This is a genomic window from Escherichia sp. WS1152 (assembly GCF_046487665.1).
GTDB lineage: Bacteria > Pseudomonadota > Gammaproteobacteria > Enterobacterales > Enterobacteriaceae > Escherichia > Escherichia coli.
The window spans coordinates 19440-39443 of sequence record NZ_JBJQJA010000006.1; the positions used below are offsets into that span (position 1 = coordinate 19440).

At 50.7% G+C, this 20004-nt stretch carries 26 protein-coding genes and 1 other RNA gene; 9 read left to right on the forward strand and 18 right to left on the reverse strand.

Annotated features, from left to right (window positions below; all coding sequences use genetic code 11):
* Positions 1–89: 89 nt before the first annotated feature.
* From nadK to bamE, 3 genes are all read left to right on the forward strand, one after another.
* Positions 90–968: an NAD(+) kinase gene (gene nadK / locus ACJHW7_RS11170; RefSeq protein ID WP_021557099.1), complete on the forward strand. Its 879-nt coding sequence runs from the start codon at positions 90–92 to the stop codon at positions 966–968.
* 85 nt (positions 969–1053) lie between these two features.
* Positions 1054–2715: a DNA repair protein RecN gene (recN, locus tag ACJHW7_RS11175; RefSeq protein WP_000880915.1), complete on the forward strand. Its 1662-nt coding sequence runs from the start codon at positions 1054–1056 to the stop codon at positions 2713–2715.
* 148 nt (positions 2716–2863) lie between these two features.
* Positions 2864–3205, forward strand: a complete 342-nt coding sequence (bamE, locus tag ACJHW7_RS11180; RefSeq protein WP_001203437.1) for an outer membrane protein assembly factor BamE — start codon at positions 2864–2866, stop codon at positions 3203–3205.
* Positions 3206–3266: 61 nt separating this feature from the next.
* Here the strand turns inward: bamE and ACJHW7_RS11185 are convergent, their stop codons facing one another.
* Both ACJHW7_RS11185 and ratA read right to left on the reverse strand, forming a co-directional pair.
* Positions 3267–3557, reverse strand: coding sequence for an RnfH family protein (locus ACJHW7_RS11185; protein WP_001117838.1), 291 nt, complete (start codon positions 3555–3557; stop codon positions 3267–3269).
* The gene (gene ratA, locus ACJHW7_RS11190) at positions 3547–3984 is read right to left on the reverse strand and encodes a type II toxin-antitoxin system toxin RatA (RefSeq protein ID WP_001341638.1); all 438 of its coding nucleotides are present in this window, start codon (positions 3982–3984) and stop codon (positions 3547–3549) included. Before ratA ends, ACJHW7_RS11185 begins: the two co-directional genes overlap by 11 nt.
* A 170-nt stretch (positions 3985–4154) precedes the next feature.
* Between ratA and smpB the strand changes: the two genes are divergently transcribed.
* The 4 genes from smpB to ACJHW7_RS11210 all read left to right on the forward strand — a co-directional run bounded on the left by smpB (position 4155) and on the right by ACJHW7_RS11210 (position 6851).
* Positions 4155–4637 carry an SsrA-binding protein SmpB gene (gene smpB, locus ACJHW7_RS11195; protein ID WP_000162574.1) on the forward strand — a complete coding sequence of 161 codons (483 nt, stop codon included), beginning with the start codon at positions 4155–4157 and terminating at the stop codon, positions 4635–4637.
* A 214-nt stretch (positions 4638–4851) separates the two neighbouring features.
* Positions 4852–5214: a transfer-messenger RNA gene (gene ssrA, locus ACJHW7_RS11200) on the forward strand.
* A 209-nt stretch (positions 5215–5423) separates the two neighbouring features.
* Positions 5424–6455, forward strand: coding sequence for a hypothetical protein (locus ACJHW7_RS11205; protein ID WP_021530618.1), 1032 nt, complete (start codon positions 5424–5426; stop codon positions 6453–6455).
* A gap of 51 nt (positions 6456–6506) precedes the next feature.
* Positions 6507–6851, forward strand: coding sequence for a hypothetical protein (locus ACJHW7_RS11210; RefSeq protein ID WP_000054185.1), 345 nt, complete (start codon positions 6507–6509; stop codon positions 6849–6851).
* An 84-nt stretch (positions 6852–6935) separates the two neighbouring features.
* On the opposite strand, the gene ACJHW7_RS11215 is transcribed toward ACJHW7_RS11210, so the two are convergent.
* Both ACJHW7_RS11215 and pinE read right to left on the reverse strand, forming a co-directional pair.
* A complete protein-coding gene (locus tag ACJHW7_RS11215; RefSeq protein WP_001137529.1) occupies positions 6936–7148 on the reverse strand; it encodes a hypothetical protein in 213 nt (70 codons plus the stop codon).
* A 198-nt stretch (positions 7149–7346) separates the two neighbouring features.
* Complete coding sequence (pinE, locus tag ACJHW7_RS11220; RefSeq protein ID WP_000904997.1) at positions 7347–7901, reverse strand: site-specific DNA recombinase; 555 nt, start codon at positions 7899–7901, stop codon at positions 7347–7349.
* 26 nt (positions 7902–7927) lie between these two features.
* On the opposite strand from pinE, the gene ACJHW7_RS11225 reads away from it, so the two are divergent.
* On the forward strand, positions 7928–8263 hold the full coding sequence (locus ACJHW7_RS11225; protein WP_088172158.1) for a phage tail protein: 336 nt from the start codon (positions 7928–7930) through the stop codon (positions 8261–8263).
* Position 8264: 1 nt separating this feature from the next.
* The gene (locus ACJHW7_RS11230) at positions 8265–8693 is read left to right on the forward strand and encodes a tail fiber assembly protein (protein WP_021546515.1); all 429 of its coding nucleotides are present in this window, start codon (positions 8265–8267) and stop codon (positions 8691–8693) included.
* Here the strand turns inward: ACJHW7_RS11230 and ACJHW7_RS11235 are convergent.
* From ACJHW7_RS11235 to ACJHW7_RS11300, 14 genes are all read right to left on the reverse strand, one after another.
* Positions 8665–9267, reverse strand: a complete 603-nt coding sequence (locus ACJHW7_RS11235; RefSeq protein ID WP_063118164.1) for a tail fiber assembly protein — start codon at positions 9265–9267, stop codon at positions 8665–8667. The genes ACJHW7_RS11230 and ACJHW7_RS11235 overlap by 29 nt on opposite strands.
* Positions 9267–10064, reverse strand: a complete 798-nt coding sequence (locus ACJHW7_RS11240; RefSeq protein WP_072847817.1) for a phage tail protein — start codon at positions 10062–10064, stop codon at positions 9267–9269. The genes ACJHW7_RS11235 and ACJHW7_RS11240 overlap by 1 nt, the downstream gene beginning before the upstream one ends.
* A 3-nt stretch (positions 10065–10067) precedes the next feature.
* On the reverse strand, positions 10068–10652 hold the full coding sequence (locus ACJHW7_RS11245; protein ID WP_000383572.1) for a YmfQ family protein: 585 nt from the start codon (positions 10650–10652) through the stop codon (positions 10068–10070).
* Positions 10643–11701, reverse strand: a complete 1059-nt coding sequence (locus ACJHW7_RS11250) for a baseplate J/gp47 family protein (RefSeq protein WP_063118236.1) — start codon at positions 11699–11701, stop codon at positions 10643–10645. Before ACJHW7_RS11250 ends, ACJHW7_RS11245 begins: the two co-directional genes overlap by 10 nt.
* Complete coding sequence (locus ACJHW7_RS11255) at positions 11688–12113, reverse strand: phage GP46 family protein (RefSeq protein ID WP_000424747.1); 426 nt, start codon at positions 12111–12113, stop codon at positions 11688–11690. The genes ACJHW7_RS11250 and ACJHW7_RS11255 overlap by 14 nt, the downstream gene beginning before the upstream one ends.
* Positions 12113–12661, reverse strand: a complete 549-nt coding sequence (locus ACJHW7_RS11260; RefSeq protein WP_001259084.1) for a phage baseplate assembly protein V — start codon at positions 12659–12661, stop codon at positions 12113–12115. Before ACJHW7_RS11260 ends, ACJHW7_RS11255 begins: the two co-directional genes overlap by 1 nt.
* Entirely contained in the window at positions 12661–13740 is a 1080-nt protein-coding gene (locus ACJHW7_RS11265) for a phage baseplate assembly protein (protein WP_020219053.1), read from the reverse strand. The genes ACJHW7_RS11260 and ACJHW7_RS11265 overlap by 1 nt, the downstream gene beginning before the upstream one ends.
* Complete coding sequence (locus ACJHW7_RS11270; protein ID WP_063118235.1) at positions 13737–15065, reverse strand: DNA circularization protein; 1329 nt, start codon at positions 15063–15065, stop codon at positions 13737–13739. Before ACJHW7_RS11270 ends, ACJHW7_RS11265 begins: the two co-directional genes overlap by 4 nt.
* A 61-nt stretch (positions 15066–15126) precedes the next feature.
* Entirely contained in the window at positions 15127–15657 is a 531-nt protein-coding gene (locus ACJHW7_RS11275; RefSeq protein ID WP_000679479.1) for a hypothetical protein, read from the reverse strand.
* A 91-nt stretch (positions 15658–15748) separates the two neighbouring features.
* Complete coding sequence (locus ACJHW7_RS11280) at positions 15749–17581, reverse strand: phage tail tape measure protein (RefSeq protein ID WP_024244102.1); 1833 nt, start codon at positions 17579–17581, stop codon at positions 15749–15751.
* Positions 17582–17722: 141 nt separating this feature from the next.
* On the reverse strand, positions 17723–17992 hold the full coding sequence (locus ACJHW7_RS11285) for a phage tail assembly protein (RefSeq protein WP_000661054.1): 270 nt from the start codon (positions 17990–17992) through the stop codon (positions 17723–17725).
* Positions 17992–18348, reverse strand: coding sequence for a phage tail tube protein (locus ACJHW7_RS11290; protein WP_000090998.1), 357 nt, complete (start codon positions 18346–18348; stop codon positions 17992–17994). The genes ACJHW7_RS11285 and ACJHW7_RS11290 overlap by 1 nt, the downstream gene beginning before the upstream one ends.
* The gene (locus ACJHW7_RS11295) at positions 18348–19844 is read right to left on the reverse strand and encodes a phage tail sheath subtilisin-like domain-containing protein (protein WP_054625654.1); all 1497 of its coding nucleotides are present in this window, start codon (positions 19842–19844) and stop codon (positions 18348–18350) included. The genes ACJHW7_RS11290 and ACJHW7_RS11295 overlap by 1 nt, the downstream gene beginning before the upstream one ends.
* Entirely contained in the window at positions 19828–19998 is a 171-nt protein-coding gene (locus tag ACJHW7_RS11300) for a DUF2635 domain-containing protein (protein WP_000497751.1), read from the reverse strand. Before ACJHW7_RS11300 ends, ACJHW7_RS11295 begins: the two co-directional genes overlap by 17 nt.
* Positions 19999–20004 lie beyond the last annotated feature (6 nt).

Here is a 20004-nt window from a genome sequence, read left to right on the forward strand (position 1 = left end):
CTAACTTCGCTTATTATGGGGATCAGTTTCAGGGTTTCAAGGGAAGCACTCACATTGTCATCAATCTTCGCAACAAGGACCTCGGAAAAATGAATAATCATTTCAAGTGTATTGGCATTGTGGGACACCCACGGCACCCTACTGCACTGACAACACATGAAATGCTCTACCGCTGGCTGTGCACAAAAGGTTACGAGGTCATCGTTGAGCAACAAATCGCTCACGAATTGCAACTGAAGAATGTGAAAACTGGCACGCTCGCGGAGATTGGGCAACTGGCTGATCTCGCGGTAGTCGTTGGTGGCGACGGTAATATGCTGGGCGCGGCGCGCACGCTCGCCCGTTACGATATTAAAGTTATTGGAATCAACCGTGGCAACCTGGGTTTCCTGACTGACCTTGACCCCGATAACGCCCAGCAACAATTAGCCGATGTGCTGGAAGGTCACTACATCAGCGAGAAACGTTTTTTGCTGGAAGCGCAAGTCTGTCAGCAAGATTGCCAGAAACGCATCAGCACCGCGATAAATGAAGTGGTACTTCATCCAGGCAAAGTGGCGCATATGATAGAGTTCGAAGTGTATATCGACGAGATCTTTGCGTTTTCTCAGCGATCTGATGGGCTAATTATTTCGACGCCAACAGGCTCCACCGCCTATTCCCTCTCTGCGGGCGGTCCTATTCTGACCCCCTCTCTGGATGCGATTACCCTGGTGCCCATGTTCCCGCATACGTTGTCAGCACGACCACTGGTCATAAACAGCAGCAGCACGATCCGTCTGCGTTTTTCGCATCGCCGTAACGACCTGGAAATCAGTTGCGACAGCCAGATAGCACTGCCGATTCAGGAAGGTGAAGATGTCCTGATTCGTCGCTGTGATTACCATCTGAATCTGATTCATCCGAAAGATTACAGTTATTTCAATATATTAAGCACCAAGCTCGGCTGGTCAAAAAAATTATTCTAATTTTACGCCAGCCTCTTTACTGTATATAAAACCAGTTTATACTGTACACAATAACAGTAATGGTTTTTCATACAGGAAAACGACTATGTTGGCACAACTGACCATCAGCAACTTTGCTATCGTTCGTGAGCTTGAGATTGATTTTCATAGCGGCATGACCGTAATAACTGGCGAGACCGGCGCGGGTAAATCTATTGCAATAGATGCCCTCGGTCTTTGTCTCGGTGGTCGCGCTGAAGCCGACATGGTGCGTACCGGCGCTGCTCGCGCTGACCTGTGCGCCCGTTTTTCTCTGAAAGATACGCCAGCGGCCCTGCGCTGGCTGGAAGAAAACCAGCTTGAAGACGGGCATGAATGTTTGCTTCGTCGCGTGATCAGCAGCGATGGTCGCTCCCGTGGTTTCATCAACGGTACAGCTGTTCCTCTGTCACAACTGCGCGAACTGGGTCAGTTGCTGATTCAGATCCATGGTCAGCACGCTCATCAGTTACTCACCAAACCCGAGCACCAAAAGTTCCTGCTTGATGGCTATGCCAATGAAACCTCTCTACTCCAGGAAATGACCGCACGTTATCAGTTGTGGCATCAAAGCTGCCGTGACCTCGCGCATCATCAACAGTTAAGTCAGGAACGCGCCGCCCGTGCGGAACTGCTGCAATACCAATTAAAAGAACTTAACGAATTTAATCCGCAGCCCGGAGAGTTTGAGCAAATCGACGAAGAGTACAAACGTCTGGCGAACAGCGGTCAATTGCTGACCACCAGCCAGAATGCATTGGCATTAATGGCCGACGGTGAAGACGCAAACCTGCAAAGTCAGCTTTACACGGCTAAACAACTGGTGAGCGAATTGATTGGCATGGACAGCAAACTGTCCGGCGTACTTGATATGCTGGAAGAAGCTACCATCCAGATCGCTGAAGCCAGCGACGAACTGCGCCACTACTGCGATCGTCTGGATCTCGATCCCAACCGACTGTTTGAACTTGAACAGCGCATCTCAAAACAGATTTCGCTGGCACGTAAACATCACGTCAGCCCTGAGGCATTACCACAGTATTACCAGTCGCTACTGGAAGAACAGCAGCAACTGGACGATCAGGCCGACTCACAAGAAACGCTCGCGCTGGCGGTAACGAAACATCATCAGCAGGCACTGGAAACGGCGCGCGCATTACACCAGCAACGCCAGCATTATGCAGAAGAACTTGCACAGCTGATCACCGACAGTATGCATGCGCTCTCAATGCCGCATGGGCAGTTTACGATTGATGTTAAATTTGACGAGCATCACCTGGGCGCTGACGGTGCCGATCGTATTGAGTTTCGGGTAACCACCAACCCAGGTCAGCCAATGCAGCCTATTGCCAAAGTCGCATCCGGTGGTGAATTGTCCCGCATCGCACTGGCAATCCAGGTCATCACGGCGCGTAAAATGGAAACCCCGGCACTGATTTTTGATGAAGTGGATGTAGGGATTAGCGGTCCAACAGCGGCAGTTGTCGGCAAACTGCTGCGTCAACTCGGCGAATCAACTCAGGTGATGTGTGTTACCCACCTGCCACAAGTCGCGGGATGTGGTCATCAACACTATTTTGTCAGCAAAGAAACCGATGGTGCGATGACAGAAACGCATATGCAATCTCTGGATAAAAAAGCGCGGTTACAAGAGCTGGCGCGCCTGCTTGGTGGCAGTGAAGTCACACGTAACACACTGGCGAATGCGAAAGAACTGCTTGCGGCGTAAACTTTTTTCCTGCTTCACGGTCAGAGTAAACAGCAAAACGCCGTAAGACCGGAAAGCAAAAGGTTTTAAAGTGATGAAAGGTCTATTATCATCGGCATATTACAGATGAGCCACGTACTGCTCGGGCCCGAAAAGGAATCAAATCACTATGCGCTGTAAAACGCTGACTGCTGCAGCAGCAGTACTATTGATGTTGACCGCAGGCTGTTCCACTCTGGAGCGAGTGGTTTACCGTCCTGACATCAACCAGGGGAACTATCTGACCGCTAACGACGTATCCAAAATACGTGTTGGCATGACGCAACAACAAGTTGCGTACGCATTGGGTACACCGCTGATGTCCGATCCATTTGGTACGAATACCTGGTTCTATGTCTTCCGCCAGCAACCAGGTCATGAAGGTGTAACGCAGCAAACGCTGACGCTAACCTTTAACAGTAGCGGTGTGTTGACCAATATTGATAACAAACCTGCGCTGAGTGGTAACTAATAATAAAGTTGCTCTCAAAGACGTTAAAAAAGGTGCTCAATGAGCACCTTTTTTCTGTCTGTTATTTATTCGCTGATTTTTCTGCTCGTTGCCTGCGAAGCTCTTTCGGATCGGCAATGAGAGGGCGATAAATCTCCACCCGATCGCCATCATGCACACTATCGCTTAGTTTTGCCGGACGGCTGTAAATGCCGACTTTGTTTTTAGTTAAATCGATATCGGTACGCAACTCCAGCAAGCCACTGGCGCGAATAGCTTCTTCAACCGTCGCGCCCTCCTGCAGCGTCACGCGCTGCAGGTACTGCTTCTCAGGTAGCGCATAAGCCACCTCAACGGCAATTTTACCTGGCACTGTAAACCTCTTTCGCACGAACCGTAAAAGCCTGGACCATATTAGACGCCAGCTCTTTAAACACGCGACCAAAAGCGAGTTCAATCAACTTATTGGTAAACTCAAAGTCGAGATGAAACTCGATACGACACGCCTCCTGGCTCAGCGGCGTAAACTTCCATCCACCAATCAATTTCTTGAACGGCCCATCCACCAGATTCATAAGAATACTTTGGTTACTGGTCAACTGGTTGCGGGTAGTAAACGTTTTGCTGATCCCAGCCTTAGAGACATCTACCGCCGCAGTCATCTGCCCAGGAGTGGACTCCAGAATCCGACTTCCGGTACAACCCGGCAAAAACTGAGGATAAGACTGAACGTCATTCACTAACTGATACATTTGCTCCGCGCTGTAGGGTACCAGTGCGGTCCGGCTAATCTGAGGCATAACAATTTCCATCAACAAAAATCCAACAAATAATATCATTTATCCTGCTGTAAAAAAAACGCTATCCCGGCGCTGGGTAACATCGGGTTCATGCTAAGATAGAGCCTTGTCCCCCGCAGGATTGATATGGGGTGTTTTCGATTTCAGATTACCGATGATTCACGACGCTTATGACGAAGAAAAAAGCACATAAACCTGGTTCAGCGACCATCGCGCTTAACAAGCGCGCCCGTCACGAATACTTTATCGAAGAAGAGTTCGAAGCGGGACTTGCCCTGCAAGGCTGGGAGGTTAAATCCCTGCGCGCAGGAAAAGCCAATATCAGCGACAGCTACGTCCTTCTGCGTGACGGAGAGGCATTTCTGTTTGGCGCTAACATCACGCCAATGGCCGTGGCCTCCACGCATGTGGTGTGCGATCCTACCCGTACCCGCAAGTTACTTCTCAACCAGCGCGAACTGGACTCATTGTACGGTCGCGTCAATCGAGAAGGCTATACCGTAGTGGCGCTCTCCCTGTACTGGAAAAATGCCTGGTGCAAAGTGAAAATCGGCGTCGCCAAAGGTAAGAAACAGCACGATAAACGTTCAGATATCAAAGAACGCGAATGGCAGGTGGATAAAGCGCGTATCATGAAAAACGCTCACCGTTAAACCTGCACTCCAATTATTGACCAGTTCCTCACCGCGCCTCCCTCTCCGGCGGCGCGAATGAACATCTTATTGGCTATCACATCCGACGAAAATGTTGCCATCCCATTGCTAAATCGAATAAAAATCAGGCTACATGGTCGCTAAATCTTTAACGATAACGCCATTGAGGCTGGTCATGGCGCTCATAAATCTGGTATACTTACCTTTACACATTGGGGCTGATTCTGGATTCGACGGGATTTGCGAAACCCAAGGTGCATGCCGAGGGGCGGTTGGCCTCGTAAAAAGCCGCAAAAAATAGTCGCAAACGACGAAAACTACGCTTTAGCAGCTTAATAACCTGCTTAGAGCCCTCTCTCCCTAGCCTCCGCTCTTAGGACGGGGATCAAGAGAGGTCAAACCCAAAAGAGATCGCGTGGAGGCCCTGCCTGGGGTTGAAGCGTTAAAACTTAATCAGGCTAGTTTGTTAGTGGCGTGTCCGTCCGCAGCTGGCAAGCGAATGTAAAGACTGACTAAGCATGTAGTACCGAGGACGTAGGAATTTCGGACGCGGGTTCAACTCCCGCCAGCTCCACCAATCATGATTGGACGGTGTAAGGACAACACCAACAAAAACAGGAAGTTAGCAGTCTCAGCAGGACACCGACCAGACGGTGAGGAGACAAAAAAGGATACGCAAAGGAGCCGCGGCTCTCAAGTGTGAAAAAAGCCCGCAAATTGCGGGCTTTTTTATTGATCAGTCAACAATAAACAGTAACCGAATGAGAATTTAATAAGGATATTCATATGGAAGCTACTGTGGATTCGATTGATTTTCTGATCCGTAGTGAAGATGATTTTCTAAACTTTCTGGAAGAAATGAAAGCCCGAGAGGGGCTTGATTCTAAAGAGTTTATTTTCCCTAACGTAAAGTTTGCAGGCTGGCCATCCTTAGACATAAATGTTAAAGGAGAGCGGTATCATTCATCAATTACATCAGCAATGTTGTTTGGTATGTCAATGCTCAACGAGGAGATACAGCGGGCGTTTGCAACCATACGATACGGATCGCAGAATCTTCAACGCTTGACTAATGAAGACAAGCAACGACTTGATATAAATTTTAAAATTAGCGAAGGTTCTAGTGATGCGGAAGGCACCACTGACAAGATCATCAACGCAGTAACTGATTTTTTGCGAGATACTATGTCTGGACTGAACGGCTGGCAGAAAATGCTTGTTATAATCACAATGGTTGGCGCGGCCAGCACATGTGGTTATCACTACATTTCAGAAAATGCCGTAACAGAAAGACATGCAACTGATCGGCAGGTTGAAATTGCGAAAACCACATCCGATGGCATAAACAAAGCCATAGAAGCAACATTAGATTATAAAATCTATGGGAAATCAGCGATTAGCGATAAAGTTACTAGTCACGGACAAGCAGGTAAAAGTGCTTTAGTGAAGCAATTAGCTGCTGATCCTACTGTCGAAACCGTGACTTTAGGAAATGAGAAACTAACACGACAAGACCTAAATACCTACAACAGCCGACAATCTGTAGATAGAGAACGTAAAGAACGAACTGATATATTTTCCATCAAAGGTGTAACCAGAACAGGGCCAACAAATCAGGATATTAATATTAACGTTGTTAGGGTCTCTAATGACGAATGCTTCACAATCAAAGCTTCAGCTGATGTTATCACCCAAGATGAGTTGACAGCTATTGTTGACGCTTTGTCAAACAACTCTCATATTAAAATCAGTTACTTAGAGGTAATTGAAAAGGGTGCTGTTTCTATAGGTCAGTTCAACACTATTGTTTCAGAATAATCACTTAACCCCATTTATGTCGGTTGAGGTTATAAGTCACGGAGACCAGATATGTCCTTAAAGTATGCACATGAAAAATTTCATACTGCAGTACTTACTCTTGCGGGCCATGGAAGTATTCAAGAACGCTTGATTAATTCGTATGTTTTTAGCCTTGGGCATCTTAAAACAGCCGATGATATTCCAAATGCCTTACAAAGCAGGTTCGATGAATTATGTAAGGAACTGACTAAGTTTGATGCCACTGGCGATGAGGGGCGAGTTCAAGCAACAGTATCAAAACTTAACGATTTCGAGATCAATAAACTGATCGAAGATATTGTCAGTCTTAACGATGATATTTGCATGAAATTGGCTCTGACGGATGAGACTTACCAAGACATACACCAAAGTTAATTGATTAAATTCAAAAAGTTAACGTTCAACCAGCCAGTTTTTGGCTGGTTTATTGTCTTATAATATTCTTGCTCGAATGATGCACTATTTATGATGTAATCCGGACATCAGTTCATGGACAAGATTATCTCTTTCATTGTGTTGCAACCGTAAATGCATAGCAAAAAGGTGAGCACTATCCTCATTCCTCTTCAAGCCATGCTGTTCAAGATACCCGAAAAAACGGCTTCTCTTATCCGCTATTTCCTGAGTCTGACGTGCAACATTTACCAAATTTTCTAGCGTTTTTCTTGGCATACTATTTCCTCCTGAAATTGTTGTAATTCACTAGGATATTCATTTTAATTTGTATCATTTAGTACCAAAACCGCTATCAATTAACAAAGCCATCGTTGTGGTTTACCTTGCAGCCGTTTTTTGTCATTGACTCTATGTGAAAATAATGAATCATCATGAGATTGGCTCACACGTTCTTGAATTCGACGAGCTGTGTCTTTATTTATCTCCTGCCGGAAACCTCTGATACAAAGTCGATACGCCAACATCATAGATAATCGCAACTTTCTGGCGCGGAACTCCTGATGCAATTAATCGTCCGGCTTGTGCCCATTGTTCTGGTGTAAGTTTGGGACGACGTCCACCAATTCGTCCCTGTGCGCGAGCAGCTTCCAGTCCAGCTTTTGTTCGTTCAACAATCAGTTCTCGTTCCATTTCAGCCAAGGCCCCCATCACATGAAAGAAAAAACGCCCCATTGGTGTGCTGGTATCAATTGAATCCGTCAGACTACGAAAGTTGATGCCTCGTTCGCGCAACTCCTCCACCAACACGACAAGATGCCGCATACTACGCCCCAGCCGATCCAGCTTCCAGACAACCAGAGTGTCACCTGCCGATAATGTCCTGAGCAGTTTTTTCAGTCCCGGCCTTTCGGACTTTGTGCCGCTTATCTTGTCTTCAAAAATCAGCTCGCATCCTGCACAGTTCAGCGCATTACGTTGTAGATCTGTGTTCTGGTCATTTGTTGATACGCGTACATAGCCAATAAGCATGGTAGATCCCCCTGACAAAAGCAGGAATGATGCCATTTGCTCGTTATTTCTGCATTTTCATAAACGTTGGTTTTGGAGAAGGTGCTAACTGGGTTATGTTACCTGGAGGAATGATAATTCAGCGTGTTTATCTTGGATTTCCTATTGGCACCAATGCAAGACACATAACTTTCCCCCGGTCGTTTACAACAACGAACTATTCCATCTCAATTAACTGGAATGATATCGGTACTGTAACAACTGAAACACAATCACCAGCAAATGTGGCGGTTGTTCATCAAACAAAATCATTAACAGGGGCCAGCATCTGGCAGGCAGGTCCCGGGGGATTTAATGTGGACATTATAGCGGTGGGGTATTGATATGTACGTATGGAGCGCTAAATCAAATGGCTTTTTCCCCATATCGGAGAAAGAAAAATTTGAGGCATCAGGTCTGTGGCCTGATGATGGTGTAATAGTCAGTGAGGAAGAACATAAAAAGTTATTTATGGATATTCCACCAGGAAAACAGATTGGAACACTGAATGGAAAACCAGCACTGATAGATATTCCTCAGCCGACCAAAAAGGAATTAATAGCTATTGCTGAAGTTAAAAAATCCCAATTACGGGAAAAAGCTGACAGTGAAATATCCTGGCGTCAGGATGCTGTTGATGCTGATATCGCAACTGATGAAGAAACTTCAACTCTCACCGAATGGAAGAAATACCGTGTGCTGCTGATGCGTGTTGATACTTCAACAGCACCCGATATTGAATGGCCTACGCCTCCGGCAGTTCAGGCCAGATGACATCCGGCGCGGTGCTGGTATCTGTTGCCGTCACCGCGTCAATGTAATCCAGCACGGTGTTAAGTCGGGTTGTTTCTGCCTGAGTCAGTTTCCGCCCGGCCTGTAATTTCAGCTGAATCAGACTAATGGAAGCCATTGCTGCATCAATCAGTGACTGGCGCTGTGCTTCTGCCGCTTCTACTGCGGCGCTATGCTGTGCCTCAGTATCGGTCACCCATTTCTCACCATCCCATTTATCGTATGGCGTTAATGGGGCGATAGTGGTTGTATTTTCAGGGTAATCACCCGGAACTGTGATTTCTCTGGTATCTCCCGTTTCGGTACTATAGACAACTTCACCGCGATGGTCTGGCACATATTCCCATGAATTTAAATCTACAGAGCGACAGATTGCATAACCAGCTTTATGTATACCTGGTGCATCCAAACAGGAACATGCCGGGATACCGACGCCGACAGCGAGATATTCAGTTGATGTAGAAATATATTCCCGCGTTTCACCATCATAATTATAAATGATAATGTCTCCCGCTTTTATTGCAATGAGTTCGCTATTTAATATAGCTTTATTCATCATGCGGCCCTCACAATATAATTAAAAGCGATGTTACGAGGACGAGTTTCTGTACCTACATTTCCACTAATTTCACCATAACGTTTAACACTACGAGAGCTAAGAGCTCGTAGTGAGGAAGGCACCTTAAGACCGGGTTCGTCCGTTTTAACTATTCCCCCGTCACCGTATGTAGCCAGTATTCCTGGGTTTACTCCTTCCCGTGCACTTCCTGCGGCGAGTCCGTCCCCTGTCCATAATTCCATATAGTGTGCATGGTCCAAAATTGTGTGTGGCTGCCAATTAAGCAAAGCGCGACCAGTATCAATCCCGCGACCGTCATCCCAGCCACGAATAAATTCACCGCGTAAATCAGGCAATTTATTGGTCTGGTAAGCCTTTGCCAGTTCCGGGTATTCTTCAGCAGAAAAAGCCGCACCATTGCATTTCAGCCAGCCTGTTGGCGGAGTGGCTGAGGGCCACGGAACAGGCACACCAACGGGTAATGCCGAACCTTCTCCCAAACCAAGGTTTTCGAGAGCCGTTTTCACCGTGCCGTCCGATTTGATATCGCCAAACGGATTCTTGCGGCTTAACAGCAGCGCACGAAGCGCAGTAAGCAGCTGGTCATGCCGCCCCTTCTCCAGGCTGGCACCGGATGCCTCCACCACGCTGCAGAGTTCTTCCTGCAACATGTCAAAGTAGTCATCATCCAGATCGGTGGCAGGTGTGCCGGTCTGGGGGTTACCACGGGTAAAACCGTTCTTACCCGCGCCGAACTTATCCTTCTGCGCGGTTTTCGTGTCTATACGATGCATGGATTACTCCGGATATTTAAAAATTACGTAGGTATGCGAAGGGCAGAGTTTGTTAAGCACACACTCGACAACGGTGTCGCCCCAGATACGCAGTGCGGAATCACAGGGATCACCACATGTCATCCAGGTGGTGTTGGTGGCAGCTGGCATGTTGACCTGCCAGTAATACCGCCATTCCGGCGCATTCACCGCGTCAGTACAGGCCGATGAGCAGGTGAAGGTGCTTTTGTCGTATCGCGTGATGGTGGCATCTGGTCTGCCCAGGGCAGCAAGCTGTGCAAGATAAAAATCCTCGTTGATGCCGCCCGCCAGGTTAACCTTCGCATCCAGCCGTTGCTGACGCTGGCGAAGGGTCTGTGTCCCTGCGGGAATACATTCATCCGGCAGGCCGCACAGACGCTCCCAGCGGTTTATCAGTTCGGTGGTGGTGCGCGGATCCAGCTCCCGCATCAGGGCATCCGCACGCTGATGAACACGGGTTAATGACGGTGCTGCACCGGCAATCGCCGGATCGCTGACTGACCACGCCGGACCGGGCGGCAACAGTGCCGACAACAGACGGATATAATCATCGTTTGTCACGTCCATGAAATCGTCCCCAGAACTGCCAGCTCATTTTTTGCAATGGAGATATTGTCCGCCGGTGCAAGCAACTGATGGCTGTATTCCCCGTTCGCACCGGAAATCGCTTCACTGATACGCGATACCTTCAGTTCTCCCTGCGGATAACCATCACGCAGCAGGAACGAACGCAACTCGGCGGTGATGGCAGCCCGTATTTCCGGTGTGTCCGGCGTCACGCGGATATGAAAATCCACCGTATGCGCCACCGGCCTGAACACATACAAATCAGAGCCTGCCACCGGGGCCAGTGGCCAGATATGTTGTCTTGCTGCCGTTTCCGTTGATTCTTCCGGAATGGGATTAATCAGGTCACTGCTGGCAATCATCACACCGACAGTTCCCGTTCCCATCCAGTGACGGTATGTCCATGCGCGGGTAATGCCGGGCACTTCTTTAGCCCAGACGACATAGTCCCCGTCAGCCCCGCCCTGAGGCGTCCAGTAATACCGCTCAATGACGCGGGCGCGCCACGTTTCCAGCTCTTCAGTATCAAATCCGCCTGTCAGGGTGTCAGTCACACCGGAAGACGGCAGACCATTCACCGGCGTGACCAGGATTAATGCCGTACCATCGTCAGCGTTACCGACCGCGCCTGCAGTTGAGCAGGCGATCGGCACGCGCAGGACACCACCGGAGCTGGTTGCATCGGCAGTTGCCGTGTACTGAACCAGGTCATCGCGCTGAATAACACTCCCGGCAGTCACCTTCAGGCCATCGCTGACACCTTCCCAGCGCATATACCCGCTGGCAGCCGTGGCCCCCTTGCGCGGACACCGTTTCATCGCAGCATGTCGCGCCAGCCAGGACTCATCGCACAGGTCAGGCAGCATGTTCATTGCCAGATAATCGATGTAACCGTAAACCGTATGCAGCGCCGCCGCATACACCTTTGCCCGCACGTCTTCATCCATGCGCCGGAGCGTGTCGCTGACGTCCAGCCTGGCGAATAAATCGTTACGGAGCATACTGATATTTTCTGCCAGCGTCGGGCGCTGAAATTCACTGTCCGCCATGCGTTATCGCACTCCACAGATCATCAAAAGAAATCATTACCGGTCCGTCACGACGCCAGAGAGTGATACTGTTACCCAGTTCATTAATCCCGGTGCGGCGGATATCCAGATCAATACGGGACACCACGCCGTCATCAATCATCCATTGCAGGCATTCGCGGATATACCCCCTTACCGTCTGCACCAGCTGATTGGTCAGTTTGCTGCGCTGAAGCAGCCACAGTCGGGAGCCGTAACGGTCATTCTGTACCGCAGGCCAGGTATCCCCCCACCATCCCATCGGGACGTCGGCGTTGTCATCAGGCTCCGCCCGCCGCCAGGTAAACAGGGAAATCACCACGGCGCGGGTCAGCGGATCCAGTTGTGCGCTGGCGCAGGTGCGTTTACCGTTCACCGTCAGCCACAGTTCCATCATGCCTCCATCGCTTTATCAGGTTTGTCGGTGTTACTGCCCTGACCGTTCTCTCTGTGACGATGCCCGTTATAGGCAAGCCGCATCGCTGACATGGTGGTACCGCCGGAGTCGCACAGGTCTTTCACCTGTCCGGTCACTTCCAGGTCCATTTCAAAACGTGCTCTGGGCGCATTGCGAAACGTGATCGTTTTACCTGCACCGTCCACCACGATCCCCTCCCGGGTCAGCGTCACAGACTGCCCCTGATCGTCATAGACAGCCACCTCACCCGTCTGCAGCCCTTTCAGGCGGTAGCGCCGGTCCGACACCGTAACAACCACCGCATGAGAACGGTCGCCATCCGGAAACAACACCACCGCTTCCGCACCGCTGTTTGCCCTTGCGGTAAAACCGTAGGGTTCAAGATGTTCAACCCCGGCTTTGGGTTCACCGGCAATCAGGGACACATCCACGGTCTGACATTTCGTGGCGGCACTGATGCTTTTCACCACTGCCCGCCCAATCAGGCCGAGAAGTTGTCGCTGCATTGCTTCAATCGTCCTCATCAGAACGGGTCCTCCTGTACTCTGGCTTTTTTCTTTTTCCGCGCGCCGGGATCTTCGGGTTCAGGCAGATAAGCATCAGGCGGGCCGACACGGATTTCCGTCAGGGTGCCGTTCTGGTCCTGAGTAAACGTGACTTCCGAGACAAGCAGTTCGGTATTGTCGAAACCACAGACCGGATCGAAGACAATCACCCGCTGGTTGGGCTGCCACAGCGTACCGTTACCCTGTCGCCAGCCCTGCACCACATAGGTGGTTTCATCCGTCCGCGCCGCCCGTTGCCGGGCTTCAAAGTCAGCACGCGCAATACAGCCTGCCCCCGTAGCCTGCCCTGTCTGCCTGATATACATCGGACGGTAACGGGCAATAAATGCGTCCTCTGTGCGGGCCCGCAGCGCGGTGGTGGTGGCCTCACCGAAATCATCGTCGTTTCCGGCACGCTGCCCCGCCACCTGGTAAACAGAAAACCGCTCCCGGATACTCTTCTCCGTATCACAGGAAAGGATGTTTTCCCCAAGTACCAGCGCGGTATGTGCCCGCGTTGAGCCAATACCGCCAATCACCAGCCTGCCGTGCGGGTCGTCATAAGCCAGCGCCTGCTGCTGACCGAGTATTTTGTTGATTACCTCAATCACCGTTTCACCGTGATCAGGCTGGACATCAGGAATAACACCCGACGGCGCACCGCTGTTCACCACCTCAATGCCGAAAGGCGCAGCAAGCGCCTGCGCAATCTGTACCAGCGATCGTCCGTTAAACTGTGTCGGTTCGGCTGCACAGTCAATCAGGTCAGCGGTCAGACTGCGTCCGGCAATACCGGTGCTGACCGAACGGGCATCGTAACGAACGGGCGTCGCCTCCACCCAGCCGGTGATCACCAGCTCATCACCAATCAGCACCTCCACTTTTGAACCGTTTTTAATGCGCGGCTGAAGCGTGGTGATACCCTCATCTCCCGGCCACTGGCGGGTGATCTCCACACTGAAATCCCGCGCCAGTCGTTCAACACCGGCACCGATGCGCACCGATGTCCAGCCATTCCACTCCCGGCCATTTACCCGTAGCGTGACGTTATCGTTCATTGCACTGGCACCTTCAGAGGGATCACCGGCACAAAGCCGGGATGCGTAATGGCATTACGCCGGATAATGTCCGCGTCACGCGCCGCGTTATCAAACCAGGTCGCCGCCAGCACCAGCGCGGGTAAAACCTCATCCGGTGTGCGCTGAATGATCCGTGCAGACTGTTCAAGGCGCGTGTTGATATCCGCATTCAGATCTGCTTTCACCCGGCGCAGCGCCAGAAACAGCGCATCGCTGGTTGTACGGGACAACTCCTTATCAATTGCCGTATTCAGTGTGTCGCGAATGTCAGTCAGTTCTTCCCACGTCGGCAGGTCAACCGTGTTTTTCACCGCCGGTGCATTGTTCAGTGCCGGATGCGTGATGGAAGGCCAGCCAGTGCTCTGCGCGGGTGTTGTTGCCTGCCCCACTGCGGAATTCTGCATCACCGCGGAAGTTGTTGGCGCAGGCAATCGGGTGACGGCATACGCCGCTTCGCTGATTGCGGTCGTACGAAGGGTGCTGGCAACCACGTTACGCTGCTGCGTAGCCGTGGCGGTGGTTTTACTGTCCGTTTTCCAGACGCCGCGCGGTTGCAGATCGCTGCCGAGGCTGACACCGGAAAGCGTTTTGATCATGGTGACCAGGTCGCTGGCGTTACCATAAAGGCGCTTCCCGGTACGCCACATTTTCTGCACCTGCTCAACGAAATTTTTGCCTGACGATGGCGGCGGCAGAAGTACCGAGATATCCCCCTGCAACAGTCTGGCGGCATCCGATACGGCAGAATCCACCACTTTCATCGCATCAGAAACATACCCAAGCATTGTGCTGGCATTACCGACGACGTCGTTCTGCACAAAATCCGCCACGCCATCGATACTGAAACCACTGAAACTGTCACTGATGCAGTCATCCAGTGCAGAACAGGATGACATCAGCGTCTGCGCCGTCGCCGCACCTGATGTGGGGTAAGAGAGTTCTCCTGCTTCGACAAACTTCAGGTCAAAGCGGACAATACGCCCTTCACTTTTCGATGTGCTGACCCGAACTTCCCCGTCAACACAGACTTTCAGCTCACCATATGTCGGGTGGACAAGCTTGCCGGGACCGGGTTTATTCAGCGCTTCAATCAGGCGATCGCGCTGGTCAAAGCAGTCATCTCCCACCACATAAGCTGTGATGGACGGGCGGAAAGTGACTTTTCCCAGATCTTCGGTATAGGGCTTGTCGCGGTTCGGGTATTCATGTGTTTCCACACGGCGACCGGTTCCCGCACTTTCTTCTTCAACCTTAAACGGCACACCTCGAAATGACGCATCCTGAAGCCTGTCTTTCCACGTCATATACACTCCGAAAATAAAAAAGCCACCTATTAGAAGGTGGCCTTGTAATGAATTTTATTAATTAGCGAGTCAGAAACAACGAATCTTTATACTTTTGCTGTTGTTCATTTAAATACTTAGCTGTTTCATCGCTGGCAAATGGAAATATTACCGTATTTTTAGGCATGGTAATTTCTTTTTTGTCCAGCGTCAGAGTAAACATAGGAACATACTGAGCAGAGTAACGCACCGCAGAAACGAGCTCTAGTTTAGACTCTTCAATAACACTTAAATTATCCAGGCTAACTTTCTCTTCATCTTTTTTCTTTGACGCATTTAAAGTTTTTATTACTTTATTTAATTTCTCCTGAAAATCCTCCTTAAAGTTTTCAGGATTGCCGTCGACAACAAGAATCTGTTCACCCTGATTATCTGGAAAAATAATCTTTGCACTTATCAATTTATTTTCTTTATAAACATCACCAAGTTTTATGGCTCCTCCAGATAACTGAATAATATGTTCATCTTTAAAGGAGATGTTGCCAGAGATTATGAGAGATGAAAAAATAGCCGCTGCTCCAAGAATTACACTTGCTGTGATATAGCCTTTCATTTTTCGCCTATTAACATTTTTCTAAATGTGCATTAATTCTATCACTCTATTTATGACTTACAACCAGCAATACCTGTGAGGGGAATCCTGGCTACCAAAATCGGGTATAGCCAACATCGTGATTTATATCAATGCCACTGGAGCGTGTTTCCGTAACCCGCATATCTGGTGGCATATTTATAAATGATACCTTGATCTCACCATCAACTTTTGGCGCGGTAGCTTTATTAATCATGAAGGGATTCGAGCCTGTGGCATCGGAGGCGTTGTTTGCCTGAGCCGGATCCACCGCCGGATAAGGCGTGTATCCCCGTGCCGGTATTCCCGTCCCATAAGCATCATAAGCACCCGCGCCCCACTGCGCCGAGTTAATGGCATCGACCGTGTCACCGGAACTGTCGGTAAACCATTCAATAATAGGCTTCAGCTTATCCCACATATCCTGAAACCACTTAACAACCGGTCCCCAGTTATTGATCACCATCCCCAGCGGCGACCAGGCAAAAACCTTCTTCAGAAGTTCCCAGCCAGCCTCAAAATAAGGACTAATGGTTTCCCAGAGTTTCTTAAAATAAGGTCCGACAACATCCCAGTTAGTGATAATTAATCCCGCAGCCAGGGCAATCGCCGTCGCAATCATGCCAATGGGCGTCATCGACATGATCCTGCTGACGATACTGATGGCACTGCCCACGCCCATCAATCCCAGTTTCAGAATCGCAAGACCGGCAGCAAGCCCGACGACGCCGCGAATAACCCGGGGATTTTCATCCGCAAACTTCGTGAATTTCTCCCCCAACTCCCCCAGCCATTGCGTGATATTTTTGGCGTCACCAGAAAATGCGCCGCCAATAGCCGCAAGGCCGTTAGTTGCGGTCCCCGTCATTGCTTCCCACAGGTTGGACAGCGTACCAAGCTGGGCCTGAACACGTTTATTCAGGCTGGCCTGTTTATTCATCTTCTGCTGGATCTGATCGTAGCCATCCTTTCCTTTATCGATTAGTGCATTGACCACCTGAAGGGTTTCGGCATCATCACCAAATATTGCCTTAAGTACACCTGTTCGCTTAACGTCGGTCAGTTTTCGCAGCTTTGCCAGTTGCCTGAACATGTTATCAAGACCGCCAAAACTTCCTTTGCCGTCAGTAAAATCGAGCTGTACCCCGAGTTTCTGGCGGGCCATGATTTTATTGACGTCCCTGATTTTCTTAACGCTTAATCCGGACTGGATAACTTTTCGCAGGGCATTACCTGCCGACTCCCCGTTCATCCCCATCTGATCCATCATGACGCTGATAGGGGCAAGGCTCTGTGCAGCCTGAAGACCGTCCTTGTTCACCATCTTCAGAACAGAACTGGTTTTAGTGAAGAAGGACAACATGTTGGTATCGTCAACGCCCAGATAAAACGCCTTCTGGATAGTGTCGAACAGCCCCATCATGTCTTCTGACGCCGTTCCGGTAGCATCCTGCATCTTTGCAGCAAACTCAGCAGCCGCTTCCGGTGTTTTTTTCAGTTGTACCGCAAGATAAGCTGTCGCTTTACCCACACCGCCAAGAATGTTTTCTGCCGGGATCCCCTGACGCACCAGCATCTGCATCATGTTCTGGAAATCAGCCGTTGTACCGGGTAGCTGGTTACCCAGGCCAATAGCCAGTTTATTGATGTCCTGAAAGCTCTTTCCAACCTCGCCATTCGCATCCATCATGGCGACTTTCAGCCCGGTGGCGGCGTTTTCCTGATCGGCATAAGATTTCAGGGAAAGCGTCAGACCCGCTGCCAGTCCGCCACCAAGCGCCAACCCACCCTGTGACGCTTCTTCCGCCTGGCGTTTAAATCCCCGGATTTTCTTTTGCATTTTCGACAGCGCGGGAGAAAGCCTGTCGACACCGGTGATCAACGCCTTAAGCTCAAATTCAGCCATGTGTGCGTTTCTCCTGCTCTATCCTGTTTGCCTGACTGACCAGCAAGGGAATTTCACTGATCGGCATATTCAGCAATTCGAAGGGATTAATGCGCCAGTAGCTGGCGCAATCAAAGAAGCGATCAGTAAGGTATTCAGCCGTCAGGCCTGGAGGAAAAAACCAGCCACAAGCCACGCCGCTGCATTCAGGTCTGCCGGAGACATCTGGTCGACAGAGCTTTGCGGCACTTTCGCCAGCCGCACAATATATTTCGATACCACATGCGCCAGAAGTCTGACGGACTCATCCTGATTCATCTGGTAGGGATACCCCAGCTCGCGGACATCTTTCCCGGTGGGCTCATCAAACTCCAGTACGGAGAGTGTCTCGCCATGAGCGGTAATCGGTTTCTTTAACTCAAGCTCTTTCATTACTGGTAATCCCCTTCTTCACCGTGGAACTCAAGATCGACCGTGCCTTCTTCGGCATTATGGTTCGCTTCGCCGTGCAGCCAGGCAGACGACAGTACATAGACCTGACCGTTCGCCAGCTCGGCAGTGATGGTCATCTCATCAGACGAGGTGATTTTGCTCACCGGAAAATTCTTCGGCACCTTGAAGGTCCCTTTGACATAAGGCGCACGGTGAGTTTCCTTGCGGTCCACTGAACCGTCCAGGCCGATGATGTCATCATTGACCGTCCTGTTCATGGGCACCTCAATGCCGCCGGTCAGCGATAGCTGCTGACCGTCAATTTTGAAATAACAGGTTCCCCCGATACGGGCCATTATGCAGACTCCTCTGAATACTGAAGACGGAACTGGTTAACCACGGCAAAGACACGCAACTGGTTAACATAGTCAGGCGGGAACAGCGTGTTCAGGCGGTTCGGATCGCTGGCATCACGCTCCACAACCAGGTACTGCTTGAACAGTTCGTAGTTTTCCACGATCCCCGCACGCTCGAGCTGACGGTAGGTTGCCAGCAGTTCCCCTTTGATCACCGCCGGGGTGACAATCGCCTGACCGGGACCAAAGCGGGTACCGTCACAGGCAAGCTTGTGACGCCCGTACTTACTGGTAATGACGGATTTCAGTTTGCGCAGTACATACGCACTGGTATGCAGCGTCTCGCTGTCGAGGTAGCTGTTATCCGCAACCCCGTAAGCATTTTTCCTGTACGTGGTGACATCACGCTGAATGCGCAGCACCCCACTTTCGACATACGCCGTTGCCACGCCATGAGACAGCAGGGTCTGCTGCTCGGTCATCGTGAACCGTTTCCCCTTCGGCGCAGGCAGCATACCCACCAGCTCACCGGTCTGCGTGGGACGTGCCGGATCGTTGCGGATAAACACCGCTGCGCGGGCGGTACGGCTTGCCGCCAGCTCGTCGGCAGGCGTCTGGGTCTCTTTTTCGTACCCCGCCAGGGTGATGTGCTGCTGGTTAAACTGGTCACCTGCGGTCACCAGTTCTGACAGCGTGCCGATCTTTGCCGTATACACATGACCATACAGCTGACGCGCATAGCTCCAGCGACCGCTGGTATCGTTCATCTCGGCCACCAGCGTGTTAACGGAGGCCGTGTCGTTGAACGGCAGACCGATATAATCAAACGGCTCATCCGCCATTGCAGCCACCGCACCGGTGAGAACCGGAGCGCCCGTTCCGGCGGTCCCCGTCGCCACGGCAATCTGTACACCCGCTGGCAGCACTTCGCCCCCACCAAAGCCGTAGTAATTGAGGCTGACAGGAATTTCATTCCCGCAAAGCCCCTTATGACGCGCGGTCAGTGTGACCACGCCTGCCGAAGATGAGGCCGTAAACGGCAGGGCCGGAACGGCATTGATGGCATCTTTGATACTGCTGGCAATCGTCGTGACGTTATCGCCGTTGGTCACCGGTGCCTGCACGCGGGTACGTCCCACATACACATTCACCGTGCCGGTTTCGGTTGCTGCTCCGGTCACCGTCAGCGTAACCGTTGCCGCCGCGCCTGTGGCTTCCGGAACGGCAATCACATACAGCTCGCCAAACGGGTCGGTCTGGCGATAAGCCTCGACCATACGCGCCAGCTGACTTCCCGCACCACAAATCTGGCGTGCATAGTCTGCCGACGGCATCAGCACCAGACTGTTGGCAACAATCTCTGCACCGTTATTGGCGTGACCAATCAGCAACGATGCCCCGCTGTCCTGTGCAGTATTCGCCGCCGAGTTATCCATTTCCGCATAAAACAGCGGAACCAGCGTATTCGACGGAATGGTGTTAAAGCTTATCGTCATCGGTGTTCACCTTTTTATTCACGCGCCGGATATCACCCGCTGCTTCACGGCGCAGCCAGTAGTTGTTCTCGTCAACATTTCGCCCTTCGGCGGGCAAAAGGTCACCGCGGGCAGGGTCAGGCACTGACCGCCCTTTAACAGGTTTCACAAACATGAAGAT